Here is a 17181-nt window from a genome sequence, read left to right as displayed (position 1 = left end):
CACCCGCCCACCCCCCGGAAGGGGGTGGGCGGCGGGGAAAACCTCAGGACAGGGAGGCGTCAGCTCTTGGCGGGGCCGAAGGCCGGGATGACCGAGCCGTCCTTGTACTTGTCCTCGATGAACTTCTTGACCTCGGGGGAGTTCAGGAGCTTGGCGAGCTTCTTGATCCGCGGGTCGCTTTCGTTGCCCTTCTTGACGGCGAGGAAGTTGGCGTAGGGGTTGCCCTTCGCCTTCTCCAGGGCCAGCGCGTCCTTGGAGGGCTTGAGGTGGGCGCCGATGGCGAAGTTGCCGTTGATGATCGCGGCGTCGACGTCGTCGATGCGCGGCGCGGTCTGGGCGGCCTCCAGCTCGGTGATCTTGATGCCCTTGTCGTCCTTGACGTCGGTCAGCTTGGCGTCGGAGCCGACACCGGGCTTGAGGGTGATCACGCCGTTGTCGGCGAGCAGCTTGAGCGCCCGGCCCTCGTTGGAGGGGTCGTTGGGCACCGAGACGGTGCTGCCGGACTTGAGCTGCGACAGCTTGTCGATCTTCTTGGAGTAGACACCGAGCGGCTCGATGAGCACGTTCTGGACGGGCACGATGTGCGTGCCGTTCTCCTTGTTGAAGGTGTCGAGGAACGGCTTGTGCTGGAAGAAGTTGGCGTCTACCTGGCCGTCGTCGGTGACCTTGTTCGGGATCTTGTAGTCGTTGAACGGCTTGACGACGAGCTTGAGGCCTTCCTTCTCCGCCAGCTCGTTCTTGACGAAGTCCAGGATGGTGCCGTGCGGGGTGGGGCTCGCGGCGACGACGAGCGGGGCGTTCTTGTCGCCCTTGTCGCTGCTGGCGGTGGTGTCGGAGGGAGCGCTGCACGCGCTCGCGCCGAGGGCGACGGCGGAGGCGGCGGCTATGGCGACGGAGATCTTCAGGGTGTTGCGCACGAAGAGTGCCTCTTTCTTGTTCACACGCGCGCGTTCACGCGTGGTGTCCGCCCGGCAAAGGGTCCGGGCTCCGGGGTGGTGCGGGTCGTACGGGGTGTTGCGGTCAGGCGGCTTCGGTGACGGCGGCCGGCTCCTCGGTACGGGCACGGCGCAGGCCGACGCCCAGGGAGGAGGCCCGGGTGCCGCGGCCGGCGAGCCGGCGGACGACGAGGTCGCCGAGCAGCTGGACGACCGTGACGAGGAGGACCAGCTCGACGACGGTGGTGATCATCAGCGAGGTCTCGTACTGCTGGTAGCCGTAGGTGTAGGCCAGGTTGCCGAGGCCACCGCCGCCGACCGCACCGGCGATCGCGGAGTAGCCGATCAGCGTGATGACGGTGGTGGTGACGGCCGCGATCAGCGCGGGCAGCGCCTGCGGGAGCAGGACCTTGAAGACGATGGTCCAGGTGCCGCCGCCCATGGCCTGGGCGGCTTCGACCAGGCCGTGGTCGACCTCGCGCAGGGCGGCCTCCACCAGCCGGGCGAAGAACGGGATGGCGGCGATCGCGAGCGGGACGACCGCGCCGGTCGGGCCGATGGAGACGCCGACGACGAGCCGGGTGAAGGGGATCAGCACGACGATCAGGATCAGGAACGGGAAGGACCGTCCGATGTTCACGATCGCGCCGAGGACCTTGCTCACCACGATGTTCTGAAGGAGGGCCCCGCGGTCGGTCAGGTGCAGCAGCACACCGACCGGGATGCCGATGAGCACCGCGTAGAACGTCGACCACCACACCATGAAGAGGGTGTCGAACGTGTTGTCGTACAGCAGCGGCTGCATCTCGTTCCAGGTCACTTGGCACCTTCCTTCTGGAGCGTGGCGGCGGGCGCCGGGATCGCCGGCTGGTCGGCGGGGCCGGCGGCGGGCACCGCGACGCTGCCGTCGACGTCCGCCACGTCCACCTGGAGACCCTGCTCGCGCAGGAAACCGATCGGCACGACGTTCTCCTCGAAGCGGCCGGGGAGCTCGATGCGCATCCGGCCGATCTGCTTGCCGCCGACGGTGTCCATGGCGGCGCCGAGGATCGAGATGTCGACGTTGTAGGTGCGCGACAGCTCGGAGATCACCGGGCGGGTGGCGGCCGAGCCGTGGAAGGTGATGTCGACGACGGTGCGGTCGTCGGCCGACGGCTCGCCGCCGACCGGGAACAGCTCCCTGGCCAGCTCGGAGCCGGGGGTGGCCAGCAGTTCGGCGACGGTGCCCTGCTCGATGACCCGGCCGTTCTTCATCAGCGCGGCCGAGTCGCAGATCGTCTTGACGACGTCCATCTCGTGCGTGATGAGCACGACGGTCAGGCCCAGCTTGCGGTTGAGGTCGCGCAGCAGCTGGAGGATGGAGCGGGTGGTCTCCGGGTCCAGGGCGCTGGTGGCCTCGTCGGAGAGCAGCACCTTGGGGTCGCCGGCCAGCGCGCGGGCGATGCCGACGCGCTGCTTCTGGCCGCCGGAGAGCTGGGCGGGGTAGGCCTTGGCCTTGTCGGCGAGGCCGACCAGGTCCAGCAGCTCCAGCGCCTTGCGGGAGCGCTCGCGGCGGTCGACCTTGAGGATCTCCAGCGGCAGTTCGACGTTGTCCTGGACGGTGCGCGAGGACAGCAGGTTGAAGTGCTGGAAGACCATGCCGATGTGGCTGCGCGCGGCCCGGAGCTGGGCACTGGCGCGCTTGCCGCGTCCGGCGATGGACGTCAGTTCCTGGCCGGCGACCGTGACCGTGCCGGAGGTGGGGCGCTCCAGGAGGTTGAGGCAGCGGATGAGGGTGGACTTGCCGGCGCCGCTCTGGCCGATGACGCCGTACACCTCGCCCTCGCGGACGTGCAGATCGACGCCGTCCAGGGCGGTGACTTCGCGGTCTCCGGAACGGTAGACCTTGGTCAGGCCCGTTGTGGTGATCACTAGGGAATTCCGTCACTGTCGAGTGCTCGGCGGCTCGCCCGCCGGGCACGGGGCATTCTTGCGAGTGCGGCAGAGGGGAACGCGGGGCGGCGGCGGGCGCGGGGCCCGGCTCCGGGTTCCGGTGACGCGGGGCGGTCGGCGTCGTCGGGGGGCGACGCACAGCTCATGAGGGATCCCCCTGCTCTTCGAGAGCTCGGGGGAAGGGTCTCGCTTCGGGGCGCGAGGCTCAGACGGGGGCCCTCAGCAGTCACACATTCGACACATGCAACGAGCACCGGACGTCAGGTACGCCTCGGTCGCAGGGGTGCGGTTGCTCGTCGTGGTCATGGCGGCAAGTAAACCAGACAGCAGGACGGGCCGATCAAGCCAGTCCGGATAGCGGACATGCCTGACCGACCCGTGGACAACGCCTCACTCCGCGATGGCGATCTCCAGCGATCCGTCCGCGGCCTGCGCGGATACCTCCGCGAGCGTGCTGACGACGACATCCGCCGACAGCTCCTCCGCCCGGTGGGTTGTGGTCAACGCCACGGTCAGCATCCCGGCCGCCCGGCCGGCCGCGAGCCCCGCCGGCGCGTCCTCGAAGACCACACAGCGGGCCGGGTCCACCCCCAGCCGCTCGGCGGCGAGCAGGAACGGCTCCGGGTCCGGCTTGCCGCGGCTGATGTCGTCGGCGGCTATCAGCGTCTTGGTACGGATCCCGGCCGCGTCGAGACGGGCCTCGGCCAGCCGGGCGGTCGCGGAGGTGACCACGGCCCACCGCTCGGCGGGCAGGCTCTCCAGCAGGGCGAGGGTGCCGGGCAGTGCCACGACTCCCCCGGCGACGTCCTTGACCTCCAGGTGCTCGATCCGGGCCACCGCCTCGGGCACCCGGTCCGCGGGCAGCAGATCGGCGACGATCTCCGCCGCCGGGCGGCCGTGCAGCTGGATCCGGGCGAACTCCTGCTCGGTGACGCCGTACTCCTTCGCCCACCGGGTCCAGCAGCGGGAGACGGACTCCAGGGAGGAAATCAGGGTGCCGTCGTTGTCGAAAAGGAGCGCATCAGCGGTGATCTTCATACTTCACGAGCGTACGTGCCGGGGCGGGGCCGGACGCGGCCGCCCGCCCGCCGCCGATTAGCATCGCCCTCATGCCCCACAACCCCACGGCGCGCAGCCACGTGGCCCGGAGGTCCCGGTGATCGACGCGCTGACGATCACGGTCGCGGTGACCGCTCTCGCCCTCGCGGCCTGGTGCGGCTTCGCCGCGTTCCGCGACCAGCCCACCAAGGACTGGCACCTCATCGGCATGGCTCTGGTGTCGCTGCTCGGCATCACCCAACTGGTCATCGCCGTCGTGCAGTTGGCCCGCGGCCAGTCGCCGGACCAGGGCACCGCCCTCTTTGTCTCGTATCTGCTCGGGGCGGCCGCCTGTGTCCCCGCGACCGGGTTCATGTCGCTCTCGGAGCGCACCCGCTGGGGTTCGGCCACCGTCGCGGCGGGCGCCGTGGTGCTGGCCGTACTGGAAGTGCGGCTGTTCGACATCTGGGGAGGCGGCAGTGCCTGATTCCACGACGGCCTCCGCGGCGGACGGCACCACGGCCGCCGCCCCGGCGAAGCATTCCCTGGGCACCGGCCCCGGGCGCCTGCTGGTCGCGCTCTACGGCATCTTCACCGTCGCGGCCGCCTCCCGCTCGCTCTACCAGCTCATCGCCCAGCTCGACCGGGCCCCCCTGGCGTACAGCCTCTCGGCCCTCTCCGCGGTCGTCTACGGGTTCATCACGTTCTCGCTGGTGCGCGGCGGCGAGGGCGCCCGCCGGGCCGCGTTCGCCTGCTGCGCGCTGGAGCTGCTCGGGGTGCTCGGTATCGGCACCTGGACGCTGCTCGACCGGTCCGCGTTTCCGGACGCCACGGTCTGGTCGGACTACGGCATGGGCTATCTCTTCATTCCGGTCATCCTGCCCGTCACCGGGCTGATGTGGCTGCGCCGGGCCCGTACGGAGCAGCCCGCCTGAGCCGTCCCGGAGTCCCTGGCGGACGCCGGGAGGGCGGGCCCGGCCACCGCGCGGGCCCGCCCTCCCCCTTTTTCACGCCTGGGCGGCGAACTCCCCCTGGCTCCGGCCGGGAGGCGTCCCCACGGCGGTGGTCTCCTGGCGCAGCTCCTTCTCCAGCGTCACCACGCTCAGGCGGGAGGTGAGCTGCTCGGTGCCCACGGGCAGATAGCCGTGGCTGCGGTACAGACGCAGATTGCCCTCGCTGCGGTGCCCGGTGAACAGGCGGAAGCCCGTGACGGACCACTCGGCCGCCAGCCGTTGCTCTACCGAGTCGAGCAGCCGTCCGCCCAGGCCGTGCCGCTGCATCCGCGGGTGCACGATGAGCTTGGCTATCCGCGCGGTGCCGTCCTCGTCGACCGTGCCGCGCACGGACCCGACCACCTCCTCGCCGAGCCTGGCCACCACCACGCAGGCCCCGCCCAGTTCGGCGCGCAGCGCCTGGAGGGTCTGGGTGAGCGGCTCGATGGCGTAGTCGTCGTACAGCGCGGCTTCCTGCTGGTAGCAGAGGTACTGGAGTTTGAGGATCTGCTCGGCGTCCTGGTCGGTCGCCGCAGAGATGGTCACGCTCGTGCCCATGCGCGTATGCCTCCCCTATTCGGTTTCGCTGGTCCGGGCGCGCTGAGGGTGGTGTGCTTTCCGCGGGACGCTTTCGGTCCCCCGGGGTACGCCCGGAACGATGTGCCCTGACAGACGGCGCCGTGGGGTACCCGGCGCCGCCATGGCGTGGCTGACACTGCTTCTTCCGGGATCCCCTGGATGCGGCAGCGGCAATCTCCGCCGCGAGCATTCTGCGCAGGCATGTGGGGCAGGCGGAACGGACCGGCACCGAGCTCTCCTGTGACATTCCCAACTCAGATGAGAGGGCAGGCGAGGTGTGCCGGTCCGGGCTCCGCCGCGGCAGGCGGCGACCGCGAGCGGTCAGTGCTTGCGGAACTGCGCGGCCGCCAGCAGCGCGGTGTCGGGGTTGTCGGAGAACAGACCGTCGATACCGGTGCCGAGAAGGGCCTTGAAGAAGCCGAGCGAGTCGCCGTAGGCGTTCGGGTCGGTGCCGCGGCGGTAGTCGGTCGGCAGGAAGGTGTTCTCGTTGCGGACCGTATACGGGTGGAGCACCAGTCCGGCGGCGTGGGCGTCCTTGACGACGGAGCTGGGCTCGCCGAGCTTGCCGTCCTTGTCCCGCGGGATGATCACGGTCAGGTCCGGGCCGATGCCCTGGGCGAAGCGGGCGAGCCACGACAGACCCTCGGGCTTGACCAGGTCGGCGACGGTGCGCGGGTCACCGGACGCCGTGAAGTCCCAGGGGCGGTCCTTGAGCGTGCCCAGCAGGACGACCTTGGGGCAGTCGACGAGCTTGTCCAGGCGCTGGATGCTGCTGGGCTCGAAGGACTGGAGGAAGTTCGGGGAGTTCTTGCGGTGCCGGCCGTGCGCACGCAGGGCCTTGGCCAGCCGCTCCTCCAGGCCGAGGCCGAGCCCCCGGAAGTAGGTGGGGTGCTTGGTCTCGATGTGCAGCCAGACGCGGCGGCCCCGCTTGCGGCCCTCGCGCTCGGCCCACTGGAGGACCTCCTCGAAGGTCGGCACCTCCCACACACCGTCGTAGAGGGTGTTGTGCTGACGGGTGCCCGGTATGCGCTCCTTGGCGCGCAGCGTCTTGAGCTCGGCGAGCGTGAAGTCCTCGGTGAACCAGCCGGTCAGCTTGACCCCGTCGACGGACTTGGTGGTCTTGCGGTCCGCGAACTCGGGGTGCGCGGAGACATCGGTGGTGGCGGTGATGTCGTTCTCGTGACGGCAGACCAGATGCCCGTCCTTGGTGGGGACGAGGTCCTGCTCGATGACGTCCGCGCCCATGTCCAGGGCGAGTTGGTAGGAGCCGAAGGTGTGCTCGGGGCGGTAGCCGCTGGCGCCGCGGTGGCCGACGATCAGCGGCACGGGCAGCTCCTGGGGCACACCTGCTCGCTGGCCTGCGCTCGCCTGGCCGGCCGTGCCGAATACCGCCGCTCCCGCGCCGAGGGCCGCGGCGCCCAGCACCATCCGTCGTCCCGGCTGCCGATTGTGCATGCGCACGCTCCTTGCTCTAGGTGTTCTGTGGTGTTCCAGGTGCTTCCGGGTGTATTCCGGTGTGCAATGAGGCGTGTTGCACACCGGTCCGCACCACCGGGCTGATCGTAAGCACGGACGGGTCACGCCCGGGAGACGCACGCCAACATCGGGGGGAAGATGGGGGTAACACATGTCAACTGTGCGTATCGACCTCGTGAACCCGATGTGCGAGCGGGAGTGACCCGCGAGTATTGTCCTGGGCTGCAGAGTTCTGCGCCCGCTTGCCGTTGACCAGTCTCGACCCGGAGGGCCCGTTGTCCCGCATTGTGCTGAAGGCGATCCTCGGATTCGTCATGCGTGTCCTGTACCGCCCGAAGGTAGAGGGCATGGAGCGCATTCCGGCGACCGGACCGGTGATCCTGGCCGGCAATCACGTCACCTTCATCGACTCACTGTTCCTGAGCCTGGTCGTCAAGCGCCCGGTGTACTTCATCGGCAAGGACGAGTACGTCACCGGCAAGGGCTTCAAGGGCCGGCTGATGGCCTGGTTCTTCACCAGCTCCGGCATGATCCCGGTGGACCGGGACGGCGGGCACGGCGGGGTCGCCGCGCTGATGACCGGCCGCCGGATCCTGGAGGAGGGCAGCGTCTTCGGCATCTACCCCGAGGGCACCCGCTCCCCCGACGGCCGTCTCTACCGCGGCCGTACGGGCATCGCCCGGCTCACCCTGATGACCGGCGCGCCCGTCGTCCCGTTCGCGATGATCGGCACCGACAAGGTGCAGCCCGGCGGCAAGGGCCGCCCGCACATCGCCCCGGTGACGGTGCGCTTCGGTGAGCCGCTGGACTTCTCCCGCTACGACGGCATGGACCGCGACCGCTATGTGCTGCGGGCCGTCACCGACGAGGTGATGAGCGACGTCATGGAGCTGTCCGGCCAGGAGTACGTCGACATGTACGCCACCAAGGCCAGGGCCGCCTGACCCGATCCGTCCGCGCCGGGCCCCATCCGTTCCTCGGATGGGGCCCGTTGTGCGTGCTGCGCCCGCGCCTTGGGTCAGCAGGGCACCCGGAAGCCGCCGGGGGCCCGCTGGCCCTCGGCGCCGCCGGTCAGCGCCGTACGCAGCGCCGCCTCGGGCCGCGGCACCACGCTGCCGTCGGCCTGGAGCAGCTGCTGGCGCTGGGTGACGGTGCCGGTGCGGGCGCCGGGCACCTGCGCGTTCTTGACCGCCACCCGGTTCAGCAGGGCGGGCTTCAGCTGCTTCTTGGTGCGGACGAAGGCGATGAAGCTCTCAAAGTCGCGGGTGTGCCGTACCGGTGCGGTGAATCCGGTGAAGGCGCTGAAGCCGTCCTGGTTGATGAGGGTGTACGAGGGAGCGGCGAGCCGGTAGCTGCGGTCGAGGTCGAGTGCGGTGCCGTCGATGAACACCTCGGCGGGGTCGATCCGCCGGCCGACCGGACCCGCGGCGTCGAAGGTGTAGCGGACGTTGCCGGAGACGGCCAGCGGGGAGAAGCCGAGACCGCCGCCCGCGGTCGGCGCCCACTGTTCCTCCAGCGCGTCATGGATCTGCCGGCCGGTGACGGTGACGGTCAGGACCGGGTCGCCGAAGCCCACGGAGTTCCAGGCCTGCGCGAAGGTGACGGTGCCGTTCGTCTCCTCGTCACGGATCAGGTCGCCGGCGATCACCGCCTGGCCGACGCGCGGTGCCACCGCGATGACGGCGAGATCCGCGGGGGTGTTGGGGTGTTGGGCGGGGTCGTCCATCGGGCCGCGCGGCTGCCGGCCCGCCCACAGGGCCCAGTCGGCGACGAGGTTGCCCATGGTGGACTCCCCCACCGCGTTGCGCCGCCGGGTGAAGGAGGCGGTCTGCGTGCCGATCTTGCTGCGGGCGCGCCGGGTGGCGTAGCCCGCCCAGTAGCCGGCGATCGAGCGCAGCTCCGGGTCCGGCGTCACCTCCCGGGTGTTGGGGTGGTTGACGGAGGTGGTCAGCTCCCGGACCACCGATCCGGTGTCCGGGTCGAGGCGCAGATTGATCTCGTTGATGATCTGGCCGTAGCAGCCCGCCTCGACGAAGGGGCGGGGGTCGCCGTTGGGGTCGGGCAGCATCATCGTGAAGGCGCAGTGCCAGTGGCCGGTGACGATGGCATCGATGTCGGGCGAGGCGCGCAGCGCCAGTTCGTACGCGGGCCCCGAGGGGTTCTTGCCGCTGGAGAAGTCGCTGCCGGCCACCGCGCCGTCGTGCATGGAGAGCACGATCGCATGGACGCCGCGTGACTTGAGCTCCGCGGCACAGCGGTTGGCGGTCTCCAGCTCGTCCAGGGTGCGCAGACCCGGCTGGTAGGAGCCGGGGAAGGACTCGGTGCCGATGGCGGTCAGATGGATGAAGCCGATCGCCAGCCGGCGGCCGCGGCCGGCGTCCACGTACTCGATGTTGTACGGCGGCAGTACGGTTTCGCCGTTCGCGTTCCACACCAGGTTCGCGCTGTAGTAGGGGAACTTCGCGCCCTCGAAGCGGCGTCCGGTGGAGTCCTTGAAGTCGTCGTCCCGCCCCACCACCGGGAAGGCGTCGCCGTCCGCCATGTGCGAGGTCAGGAAGGTCGCCGACTTGTCGAACTCGTGGTTGCCGGCCGAGGCGAAGTCCAGGCCCATGGCGTTGAGCGCTTCGATGGTGGGCTCGTCGGCGAAGGAGGAGGCGTCGAATTCCCAGCCGGAGAAGAGGTCACCTGGGGCGAAGAAGAGCGAGTTGCGGCGGCCGTCTCTCAGCCGCTCCAGGTGTGCGGCCATATAGGCCACGCCGCCAACGGTGTACTTCTTTCCGCCGGCGCCGGTGATGAGGGAGTTGGCACCCGGGGCGCCCTGAAGATAGCCGTGCAGATCGGTGATGTTGAGGAGCTGGACGTCGACGTATTCGTCGGCGGTGGCCGCGTCGCGGGCGTGGCCGGTGGCGTAGGCGTTGCTGCCGATGGCGCTCGCGGTGGCCAGAGCCCCCGCGGCGGTGAAGAAGGAGCGTCGTCCGATGTCGCGCACTGCGTCACTCTCCTGAGCGGGCCGTCCGTGAGGGGACGACGGGAGAGTCAAGCAAGCCGCTCGGGACGGCCGGTCGCCACGATGCGTACCGGGCGTGAACGGGCGGGGGACAGTCGCCCCCAGGGCGTGTCCTGTGGATCATGGCGGTTGCAGGGTGCCTTGATCCACAGGACACGCCCTGAGGCGCGGTGTGTGCCCGCCGTCCGGCGGATAGGCCGTACGGCGTCTACGGGCGTTCCGCCGGGCCGCCGGGCGCCGGTCCGTCCCCATGGCCCGGCTTCGGGCCGGCCGCGGAGAGCGCCGCGGTGGCCGCCGGGGCCGGGCTGTTCGCCAGCTCCTGGCCGCGGAGCAGGAACCACGCGGCCACCGCAGCGGACAGCAGCACCACGGCGCCCACCCCGGCCGCGACGTCCACACCCTGGACGAAGGAGTCCTGAGCGGCCTTCACCAGCGCGGCGCCCTGGTCGGCGGGGAGTTGGCCGGCCGTCTCGAAGGCGCCGCCGAGCGATTCACGGGCGGCGTCCGCGGTGGGTTCGGCCACCCCGGGGGGCGTGGCGAAGCCCCGGTAGATGCCGGTGACGATGGAGCCGAGCAGGGCGATGCCGAGGGCGGCGCCCAGCTCGTAGGCGGTCTCCGAGACGGCGGAGGCGGCGCCCGCCTCCTCCTTGGGGACGCTGGAGAGGATCACATCGGCGGTGACGGTGAACGAGAAACCCGCGCCGACGCCGACGACGAAGAGGATCACGCACAGCGCCGCGGTGCCGGTGTCACCGTGCAGGGTGGTGCAGCCGACGAGCGAGAGCCCGACCACCGCGAGGCCGCCGGCCACCACGATCCTGACCGACAGCCGCCGGGCGACCCAGCCGGCTGCCAGACCGGCGCCCACCGCACCGATCGCGGCCGGGAGTTCGACGAGCCCCGCGTTCAGCGGTGAGCGCAGTTGCACCATCTGGAGGAACTGGGAGAGGAAGAAGACCAGCCCGGACAGGCCGAGGATGGTCAGCAGGTCGGCCAGCACCGCTCCGGAGAAGCCTCGGTGGTGAAAGAGCTTCATGTTCAGCAGCGGCGAGGGGAGGGTGAGCTGCCGCCGGACGAACACGAAGAGGGCGAGCACACCGATGACGGCCGTCAGCGCGATGTCCCAGCGGTAGCCGTGCGCCGCCGCTTCCTTGATGGCGTAGACGACACAGACGATGCCCACCAGGGCCAGCAGGACGCTGGGGATGTCCCAGGGGCCGGGGTCCGGGTTGCGCGACTCCGGGATGACCTTGGCACCGACGGCCACCAGCAGCGCCATCACCGGCAGGTTGATCAGGAAGACCGATCCCCACCAGAAGTGCCCCAGCAGAAAACCGCCGAGGACCGGCCCCACGGCCATACCCGCCGAGGCCATCGCGCCCCAGATGCCGACGGCCAGGCTGCGCTCCTTGGGATCGTGGAAGAGGTTGCGGATCAGCGCCAGGGTGGACGGCATCAGCGTCGCACCGGCCACGCCCTGGAGCGCACGGGCGAGGATCATCATCTCGGGCGTGGAGGCGTACGCGGCGAGCACCGACATCGCGCCGAAGCCGACGGAGCCGATCAGCAGCAGCTTCTTCCGGCCGATGCGGTCGCCGAGGCTGCCCATGGAGACCAGCAGGCCGGCGATGACGAAGGAGTAGATGTCACCGATCCACAGCAGCTGCGTCCCGGAGGGCTGGAGGTCTTCGCTGAGGAAGGGGGTGGCGAGGCCGAGGACCGTGGCGTCGACGCCGACCAGCAGCACGGCGAGGACGAGGACGGCGAGCGCGAGCCAGCGGCCCGGGCGGGGCTGGTCGTCCACATGGGCCGAACCTGCCGGTCCTGACGCTATGGTCTCGGTCATTTCTCCATGCTCCGTCGGATGCCGCCGAGCAGCAGCTCGGCGATCGAGTGGTTGAGGTCGTTGCGGGCGACGCGCCCTTCGTACACGGCCCAGGCGCCGGCGCCGATCAGGCCGTAGAAGGCCTCGGTGAGCCAGGCGGCGCTCAGATCGATCCGGAAGTCGCCCTCTTCCTGGCCGCGGCGGAAGAGGGCGGCGATGCGGGCGTCCAGCTCCGCCCAGCCGGCGTTGATCTCGCCGTCCTCGAAGAGCTGGTTCTCGGTGAAGAGGAAGGCCAGTACGGCGGCGACCGGTTCCGCTTCGGCGATCAGCCGGCGCAGCGCGTCGGCGGCGTCCCCCTCCTCCAGCCGCGCCGCGTCCATCGCCTGCACGAACTGCGCGATCCCGTGCTCCTCCAGCGCCCTGATCAGGGCGTCCCGCCCGGCGAAGTGCCGGTGCAGGGTCGCGCGGCTGATGCCCGCGGCGCGGGCGATCTCGTCCATCGGCGTCGACGCCCGCCGCGTGAGCAACGCGGCGGCTTCCTTGAGTACGCGTTCGCGGTCCAGGGCCATGAGACACACACTAGCCGAATGAGACATCAGTGTCTCACTTGGGGCTCACGCATACGACGGCGGCCCGCCCCCGGTCTCTCCCGGGGGCGGGCCGCCGTCGTGCATGTCTGTCCGACTAGGGCAGCTCGGTGACCTTCTTGGCCGCCGCCCATTCCTGCTGCTTCACCAGATCGGTGCGGACCTCGGCGAGCTGGACCGCCACCGCCGAGGGCGCCGTACCGCCCCGGCCGCTGCGCGAGGCGAGGGCGCCGGGAACGTTGAGGACGCCGCGGACCTCGGGCGTCAGATGCGGCGAGATCTTGGCGAACTGCTCGTCGGTGAGCTGGTCCAGCTCGATGCCGAGCCCCTCGCACTCCTTGACGCACTCACCGGCGACCTCATGCGCCACCCGGAACGGCACACCCTGCTTGACCAGCCACTCCGCGATGTCGGTGGCCAGCGAGAAGCCGGCCGGGGCCAGCTCTTCCATGCGCTCGCGGTGGACGGTCAGCGTGGCCATCATGCCGGTGAACGCCGGGAGCAGCACCTCCAGTTGGTCGCAGGAGTCAAAGACCGGCTCCTTGTCCTCCTGGAGGTCGCGGTTGTAGGCGAGCGGCAGCGCCTTGAGCGTCGCCATCAGACCGGTCAGATTGCCGATGAGGCGGCCCGACTTGCCCCGCGCCAGCTCGGCGATGTCCGGGTTCTTCTTCTGCGGCATGATCGACGAGCCGGTGGAGAAGGCGTCGTGGAGCGTGACGAAGGAGAACTCCTTCGTGTTCCAGAGGATGATTTCCTCGGCGATCCGGGAGAGGTTCACCCCGATCATCGCGGTGATGAAGGCGAACTCCGCGGCGAAGTCTCGGGAGGCCGTGCCGTCGATGGAGTTGCCGGCCGAGCCGTGCTCGAAGCCGAGGTCCGCGGCGACCGCCTCCGGGTCGAGGCCGAGCGAGGAGCCGGCCAGCGCGCCCGAGCCGTACGGGGAGACGGCGGTGCGCTCGTCCCACTGGCGCAGCCGCTCCGCGTCCCGGGACAGCGACTGCACATGGGCCAGCACATGGTGGGCGAAGAGCACCGGCTGGGCGTGCTGGAGGTGGGTGCGGCCCGGCATCGCGACGTCCGGGTGGGCCTCGGCGAGGCCGACCAGCGCCTCCTGGAGGTCGGCGATCAGCCCGCCGATGATCCGGGCGTGGTCGCGCAGATACATCCGGAAGAGCGTGGCGACCTGGTCATTACGGGACCGGCCGGCCCGCAGCTTGCCGCCGAGGTCCGGACCGAGCCGCTCCAGCAGCCCGCGCTCCAGGGCGGTGTGGACGTCCTCGTCGGCGATGGTGCCGGTGAACGAACCGTCGGCGACGTCCCGTTCGAGCCGGCCGAGACCGGCGGTCATCCGCTCCAGCTCGTCGGGGGTCAGCAGTCCGGCCTGGTGGAGCACCCGGGCGTGCGCACGGGAGCCCGCGATGTCGTAGGGGGCCAGCCGCCAGTCGAAGTGGACGGACGCCGACAGCTGGGCCAGCGCCTGGGCCGGGCCGTCGGCGAACCGCCCACCCCAGAGCCGGACGTCACCGCTGTTGCTGCTCACTGCTGCTCCTCAAGGCTGCTTCGGATGTGCCGCTCCCCCACGGCCTTGAGGGCCAGGAGGTGTCCCCGCCCGCCGCGAGGGCGGGGAGGCGGTGTGCGTACGGAAGTAACGAGACGGGCTCAGGCCAGGTCGCGCTTGGCCGCAATCTTGCTCGACATGCCGAAGAGCTCGATGAAGCCCTTCGAGAGCGACTGGTCGAAGGTGTCGCCGGAGTCGTAGGTCGCGAGGTTGAAGTCGTACAGCGACTGGTCGGACCTCCGGCCGGTGACCACCGCGCGGCCGCCGTGCAGGGTCATCCGGATGTCGCCGCTGACCTGCTGGTTTGCCTCGGCGATGAAGCCGTCCAGGGCGCGCTTGAGCGGGGAGAACCACAGGCCGTCGTAGACCAGCTCGCCCCAGCGCTGCTCGACCTGACGCTTGTAGCGGGCCAGTTCGCGCTCGACGGTGACGTTCTCCAGCTCCTGGTGCGCGGTGATCAGCGCGATCGCGCCAGGCGCCTCGTACACCTCACGGGACTTGATGCCGACCAGCCGGTCCTCGACCATGTCGATCCGGCCGACGCCCTGGGCACCGGCCCGCTCGTTGAGCTGCTGGATGGCCTGGAGGACGGTGACGGGCCTGCCGTCGATGGCGACCGGGACGCCCTCCTTGAAGGAGATGACGACCTCGTCGGCCTCCCGCTGGGTGGCCGGGTTCTCCGTGTACTCGTACACGTCCTCGATCGGGGCGTTCCAGATGTCTTCCAGGAAGCCGGTCTCCACGGCCCGCCCGAAGACGTTCTGGTCGATGGAGTACGGCGACTTCTTGGTGGTCGCGACCGGCAGCTTCTTGTCCTCGCAGAACGCGATCGCCTTGTCCCGGGTCATCGCGTAGTCGCGGACCGGGGCGATGCACTTCAGGTCGGGGGCGAGGGAGGAGATACCGGCCTCGAAGCGGACCTGATCGTTGCCCTTGCCGGTGCAGCCGTGGGCGACGGTGGTGGCGCCGTGCTTGTGGGCGGCGGCCACCAGGTGCTTGACGATGGTCGGCCGGGAGAGCGCGGAGACCAGCGGGTAGCGGTCCATGTACAGGGCATTGGCCTTGATCGCCGGGAGGCAGTACTCGTCGGCGAATTCGTCCTTGGCGTCCGCAACCTCGGCCTCGACCGCACCACAGGCGAGCGCACGCTTGCGGATGACCTCCAGGTCCTCGCCGCCCTGGCCGACGTCCACGGCAACGGCGATGACCTCGGCGCCCGTCTCCTCGGCGATCCAGCCGATGCAGACAGAGGTGTCCAGGCCCCCCGAGTAGGCGAGTACGACGCGCTCGGTCACGGCTTTCTCCTTACGATCCATGCACTGGTAGGTATAAGTATGCACTCCACCGTATGTTTCGTCAATGCGATGAGGAATATGCGGCCGAAGGGCAGGCCGACGGCGGGGCCGCCTCACAGCCCCTCGCGCAGCACCTCCGTCAGGACGGTCACATGGCTCGCCGACAGTTCCTTCGTCGCCGTCAGGAGCGTCAGCGGCCCCTCCTCGGCGAGCTCCCGCAACTGCTCCAGCGCCCGCCGGGCCGCTCCCTGCGCCAGCTCCTCGCGATAGCGCTCAGCGAACCGCTCGAAGCGCTCCCCCTCGTGCCCGTACCAGCGCCGCAGCTCGGACGAGGGCGCCACGTCCTTGCACCACTCGGTCAGCTGCGCATCCGCCTTGGACAGCCCCCGCGGCCAGAGCCGGTCGACCAGGACCCGCGCCCCGTCCGCCGGCTCCGGCGGCTCGTACACCCGGCGCGTACGGAGGGCATCACCTGCGGACATATCATCCATATTCCTATCGAACCATGGGAGCGCGCCCCCTGCCGGGAGCCCGGAAAGGGCACTGCGGGGGACCCGCTTTGGATTCATGGGCCGGGACAGGGTATTTTTCTTCTGCACGCCCCGGCCGGGACTTCTCCGGCCGGTATGAGCACCGGGACGTGGCGCAGCTTGGTAGCGCACTTGACTGGGGGTCAAGGGGTCGCAGGTTCAAATCCTGTCGTCCCGACGGTGTTTTTGCAGGTCAGAGGCCGCTTCCGAGATCTCGGAAGCGGCCTTTTCCGTTGCTTTGGCCGCTCCCGTACGGGGCCTCGCCCCGGCCTGCCGGTGGCGGACGCGGAGCGAGGCGTGAGCGGGGCCACGGAGCGGCCTCCATGGCGTGGGCGGCTGCCGCCTACGCCACCGGGTCCGCCACCCCGCGCGGGTGCGGTATCGCTATCTCCTCCGGCTTCTGGAGTGCCACGGTCCGCGCCGGGGAGGGAATCCTGATGCCCTCGGCCCGGTAGCGCTGGTGCAGGCGCTTGATGAACTCGTGCTTGATCCGGTACTGGTCGCTGAACTCGCCGACCCCGAGGATCACCGTGAAGCTGATCCGGGAATCACCGAAGGTGTGGAAGCGCACGGCCGGTTCATGGTCCGGGTCACCGCCGTTGACATCGGTCATCACGCTCTCGACGACCTCGGTGGTGACCCGCTCGACATGCTCGAGGTCGCTGTCGTAGCCGACCCCCACCTGCACCAGGATCGTCAACTTCTGTTCCGGCCGGCTGAAGTTGGTCATGTTGGTGTCGGCCAGCTGGCGGTTGGAGATGATCACCAGGTTGTTGGAGAGCTGGCGCACCACGGTGTTACGCCAGTTGACGTCGACGACATAGCCCTCCTCACCGCTGCTGAGCCGGATGTAGTCACCGGGCTGCACGGTCTTCGAGGCGAGGATGTGCACACCGGCGAAGAGGTTGGCGAGGGTGTCCTGCAACGCCAGCGCGACCGCGAGACCACCCACGCCCAGCGCGGTCAGCAGCGGGGCGATGGAGATGCCCAGGGTCTGGAGCACGACGAGAAAGCCCATCGCCAGCACCACGATGCGCGTGATGTTGGCGAAGATGGTGGCCGATCCGGCCACGCCGGACCTGGACTGCGCCAGGGTCTTCACCAGACGGGTGATCACCCGGGCCGCGGTGAGCGTGACGACCAGGATGAGCAGGACGGTCAGCGTCCGGTTGACGGTGTGTCCGACCGTCTCCGTCAGCGGCAGCGCCGCGGCCGCCGCCGCCAGACCGGCAGTGATCGCCGCCCACGGCACCACGGTCCGCAAGGCGTCGACGATGATGTCGTCCCCGCTCCACCGCGTCCTGAGCGCGTGCTTGCCCAGCCACCGCAGGGCCACCCGCAGCACCAGGCCGGCCGCGAGACCGGCGGCCAGCGCGACCCCGGCGACGATCATGTCGTGCAGCGTGAAAGCCCGGTTCACCGGCCGG

General features: G+C 70.0%; 16 protein-coding genes and 1 tRNA gene. 4 read left to right on the top strand and 13 right to left on the bottom strand.

Annotation, left to right across the window (positions count from 1 at the left end; genetic code table 11):
• Nucleotides 1-59 precede the first annotated feature (59 nt).
• The 4 genes from IF67_RS0119045 to IF67_RS0119030 all read right to left on the bottom strand — a co-directional run bounded on the left by IF67_RS0119045 (nucleotide 60) and on the right by IF67_RS0119030 (nucleotide 3905).
• On the bottom strand, nucleotides 60-917 hold the full coding sequence (locus IF67_RS0119045) for a MetQ/NlpA family ABC transporter substrate-binding protein (protein WP_030083043.1): 858 nt from the start codon (nucleotides 915-917) through the stop codon (nucleotides 60-62).
• 103 nt (nucleotides 918-1020) lie between these two features.
• Entirely contained in the window at nucleotides 1021-1755 is a 735-nt protein-coding gene (locus tag IF67_RS0119040; protein WP_030987186.1) for a methionine ABC transporter permease, read from the bottom strand.
• Entirely contained in the window at nucleotides 1752-2846 is a 1095-nt protein-coding gene (locus tag IF67_RS0119035; RefSeq protein WP_030987184.1) for a methionine ABC transporter ATP-binding protein, read from the bottom strand. Before IF67_RS0119035 ends, IF67_RS0119040 begins: the two co-directional genes overlap by 4 nt.
• A gap of 411 nt (nucleotides 2847-3257) precedes the next feature.
• On the bottom strand, nucleotides 3258-3905 hold the full coding sequence (locus IF67_RS0119030) for an HAD-IA family hydrolase (protein ID WP_030987183.1): 648 nt from the start codon (nucleotides 3903-3905) through the stop codon (nucleotides 3258-3260).
• Nucleotides 3906-4023: 118 nt separating this feature from the next.
• On the opposite strand from IF67_RS0119030, the gene IF67_RS0119025 reads away from it, so the two are divergent.
• Nucleotides 4024-4392, top strand: coding sequence for a hypothetical protein (locus IF67_RS0119025; protein ID WP_030987181.1), 369 nt, complete (start codon nucleotides 4024-4026; stop codon nucleotides 4390-4392).
• Nucleotides 4385-4840 (top strand): hypothetical protein, encoded by a 456-nt coding sequence (locus IF67_RS0119020; protein ID WP_030987179.1) that lies wholly within the window; start codon nucleotides 4385-4387, stop codon nucleotides 4838-4840. Before IF67_RS0119025 ends, IF67_RS0119020 begins: the two co-directional genes overlap by 8 nt.
• Before the next feature lie 72 nt (nucleotides 4841-4912).
• Here the strand turns inward: IF67_RS0119020 and IF67_RS0119015 are convergent, their stop codons facing one another.
• A complete protein-coding gene (locus tag IF67_RS0119015) occupies nucleotides 4913-5455 on the bottom strand; it encodes a GNAT family N-acetyltransferase (RefSeq protein WP_030987177.1) in 543 nt (180 codons plus the stop codon).
• 342 nt (nucleotides 5456-5797) lie between these two features.
• Nucleotides 5798-6931 carry a glycerophosphodiester phosphodiesterase gene (locus IF67_RS0119010; RefSeq protein ID WP_030987175.1) on the bottom strand — a complete coding sequence of 378 codons (1134 nt, stop codon included), beginning with the start codon at nucleotides 6929-6931 and terminating at the stop codon, nucleotides 5798-5800.
• A gap of 296 nt (nucleotides 6932-7227) precedes the next feature.
• On the opposite strand from IF67_RS0119010, the gene IF67_RS0119005 reads away from it, so the two are divergent.
• A complete protein-coding gene (locus tag IF67_RS0119005; protein ID WP_030987173.1) occupies nucleotides 7228-7896 on the top strand; it encodes a lysophospholipid acyltransferase family protein in 669 nt (222 codons plus the stop codon).
• Between the two features lie 74 nt (nucleotides 7897-7970).
• Here IF67_RS0119005 and IF67_RS0119000 read toward each other — a convergent pair whose 3' ends face one another.
• The 6 genes from IF67_RS0119000 to IF67_RS0118975 all read right to left on the bottom strand — a co-directional run bounded on the left by IF67_RS0119000 (nucleotide 7971) and on the right by IF67_RS0118975 (nucleotide 15706).
• Complete coding sequence (locus IF67_RS0119000; protein WP_030987172.1) at nucleotides 7971-9941, bottom strand: bifunctional metallophosphatase/5'-nucleotidase; 1971 nt, start codon at nucleotides 9939-9941, stop codon at nucleotides 7971-7973.
• Nucleotides 9942-10167: 226 nt separating this feature from the next.
• Entirely contained in the window at nucleotides 10168-11805 is a 1638-nt protein-coding gene (locus IF67_RS0118995) for an MFS transporter (RefSeq protein ID WP_030987171.1), read from the bottom strand.
• The gene (locus IF67_RS0118990) at nucleotides 11802-12353 is read right to left on the bottom strand and encodes a TetR/AcrR family transcriptional regulator (RefSeq protein ID WP_030987170.1); all 552 of its coding nucleotides are present in this window, start codon (nucleotides 12351-12353) and stop codon (nucleotides 11802-11804) included. The genes IF67_RS0118995 and IF67_RS0118990 overlap by 4 nt, the downstream gene beginning before the upstream one ends.
• 115 nt (nucleotides 12354-12468) lie before the next feature.
• Entirely contained in the window at nucleotides 12469-13911 is a 1443-nt protein-coding gene (gene argH, locus IF67_RS0118985; RefSeq protein WP_030987169.1) for an argininosuccinate lyase, read from the bottom strand.
• Nucleotides 13912-14030: 119 nt separating this feature from the next.
• The gene (locus IF67_RS0118980; RefSeq protein ID WP_030987168.1) at nucleotides 14031-15224 is read right to left on the bottom strand and encodes an argininosuccinate synthase; all 1194 of its coding nucleotides are present in this window, start codon (nucleotides 15222-15224) and stop codon (nucleotides 14031-14033) included.
• Nucleotides 15225-15337: 113 nt separating this feature from the next.
• Nucleotides 15338-15706 carry a DUF488 family protein gene (locus IF67_RS0118975; protein ID WP_030987167.1) on the bottom strand — a complete coding sequence of 123 codons (369 nt, stop codon included), beginning with the start codon at nucleotides 15704-15706 and terminating at the stop codon, nucleotides 15338-15340.
• 152 nt (nucleotides 15707-15858) lie between these two features.
• On the opposite strand from IF67_RS0118975, the gene IF67_RS0118970 reads away from it, so the two are divergent.
• Nucleotides 15859-15932: transfer RNA gene (locus IF67_RS0118970), tRNA-Pro, on the top strand.
• A gap of 165 nt (nucleotides 15933-16097) precedes the next feature.
• Here IF67_RS0118970 and IF67_RS0118965 read toward each other — a convergent pair.
• Complete coding sequence (locus tag IF67_RS0118965) at nucleotides 16098-17174, bottom strand: mechanosensitive ion channel family protein (RefSeq protein WP_030987165.1); 1077 nt, start codon at nucleotides 17172-17174, stop codon at nucleotides 16098-16100.
• Nucleotides 17175-17181 lie beyond the last annotated feature (7 nt).

It is taken from the genome of Streptomyces sp. NRRL S-1813, from assembly GCF_000719605.1.
Lineage (GTDB): Bacteria > Actinomycetota > Actinomycetes > Streptomycetales > Streptomycetaceae > Streptomyces > Streptomyces decoyicus.
The sequence above is the reverse complement of the archived record's forward strand: the minus strand, read 5'-3'. Positions and strand labels throughout refer to the sequence as shown.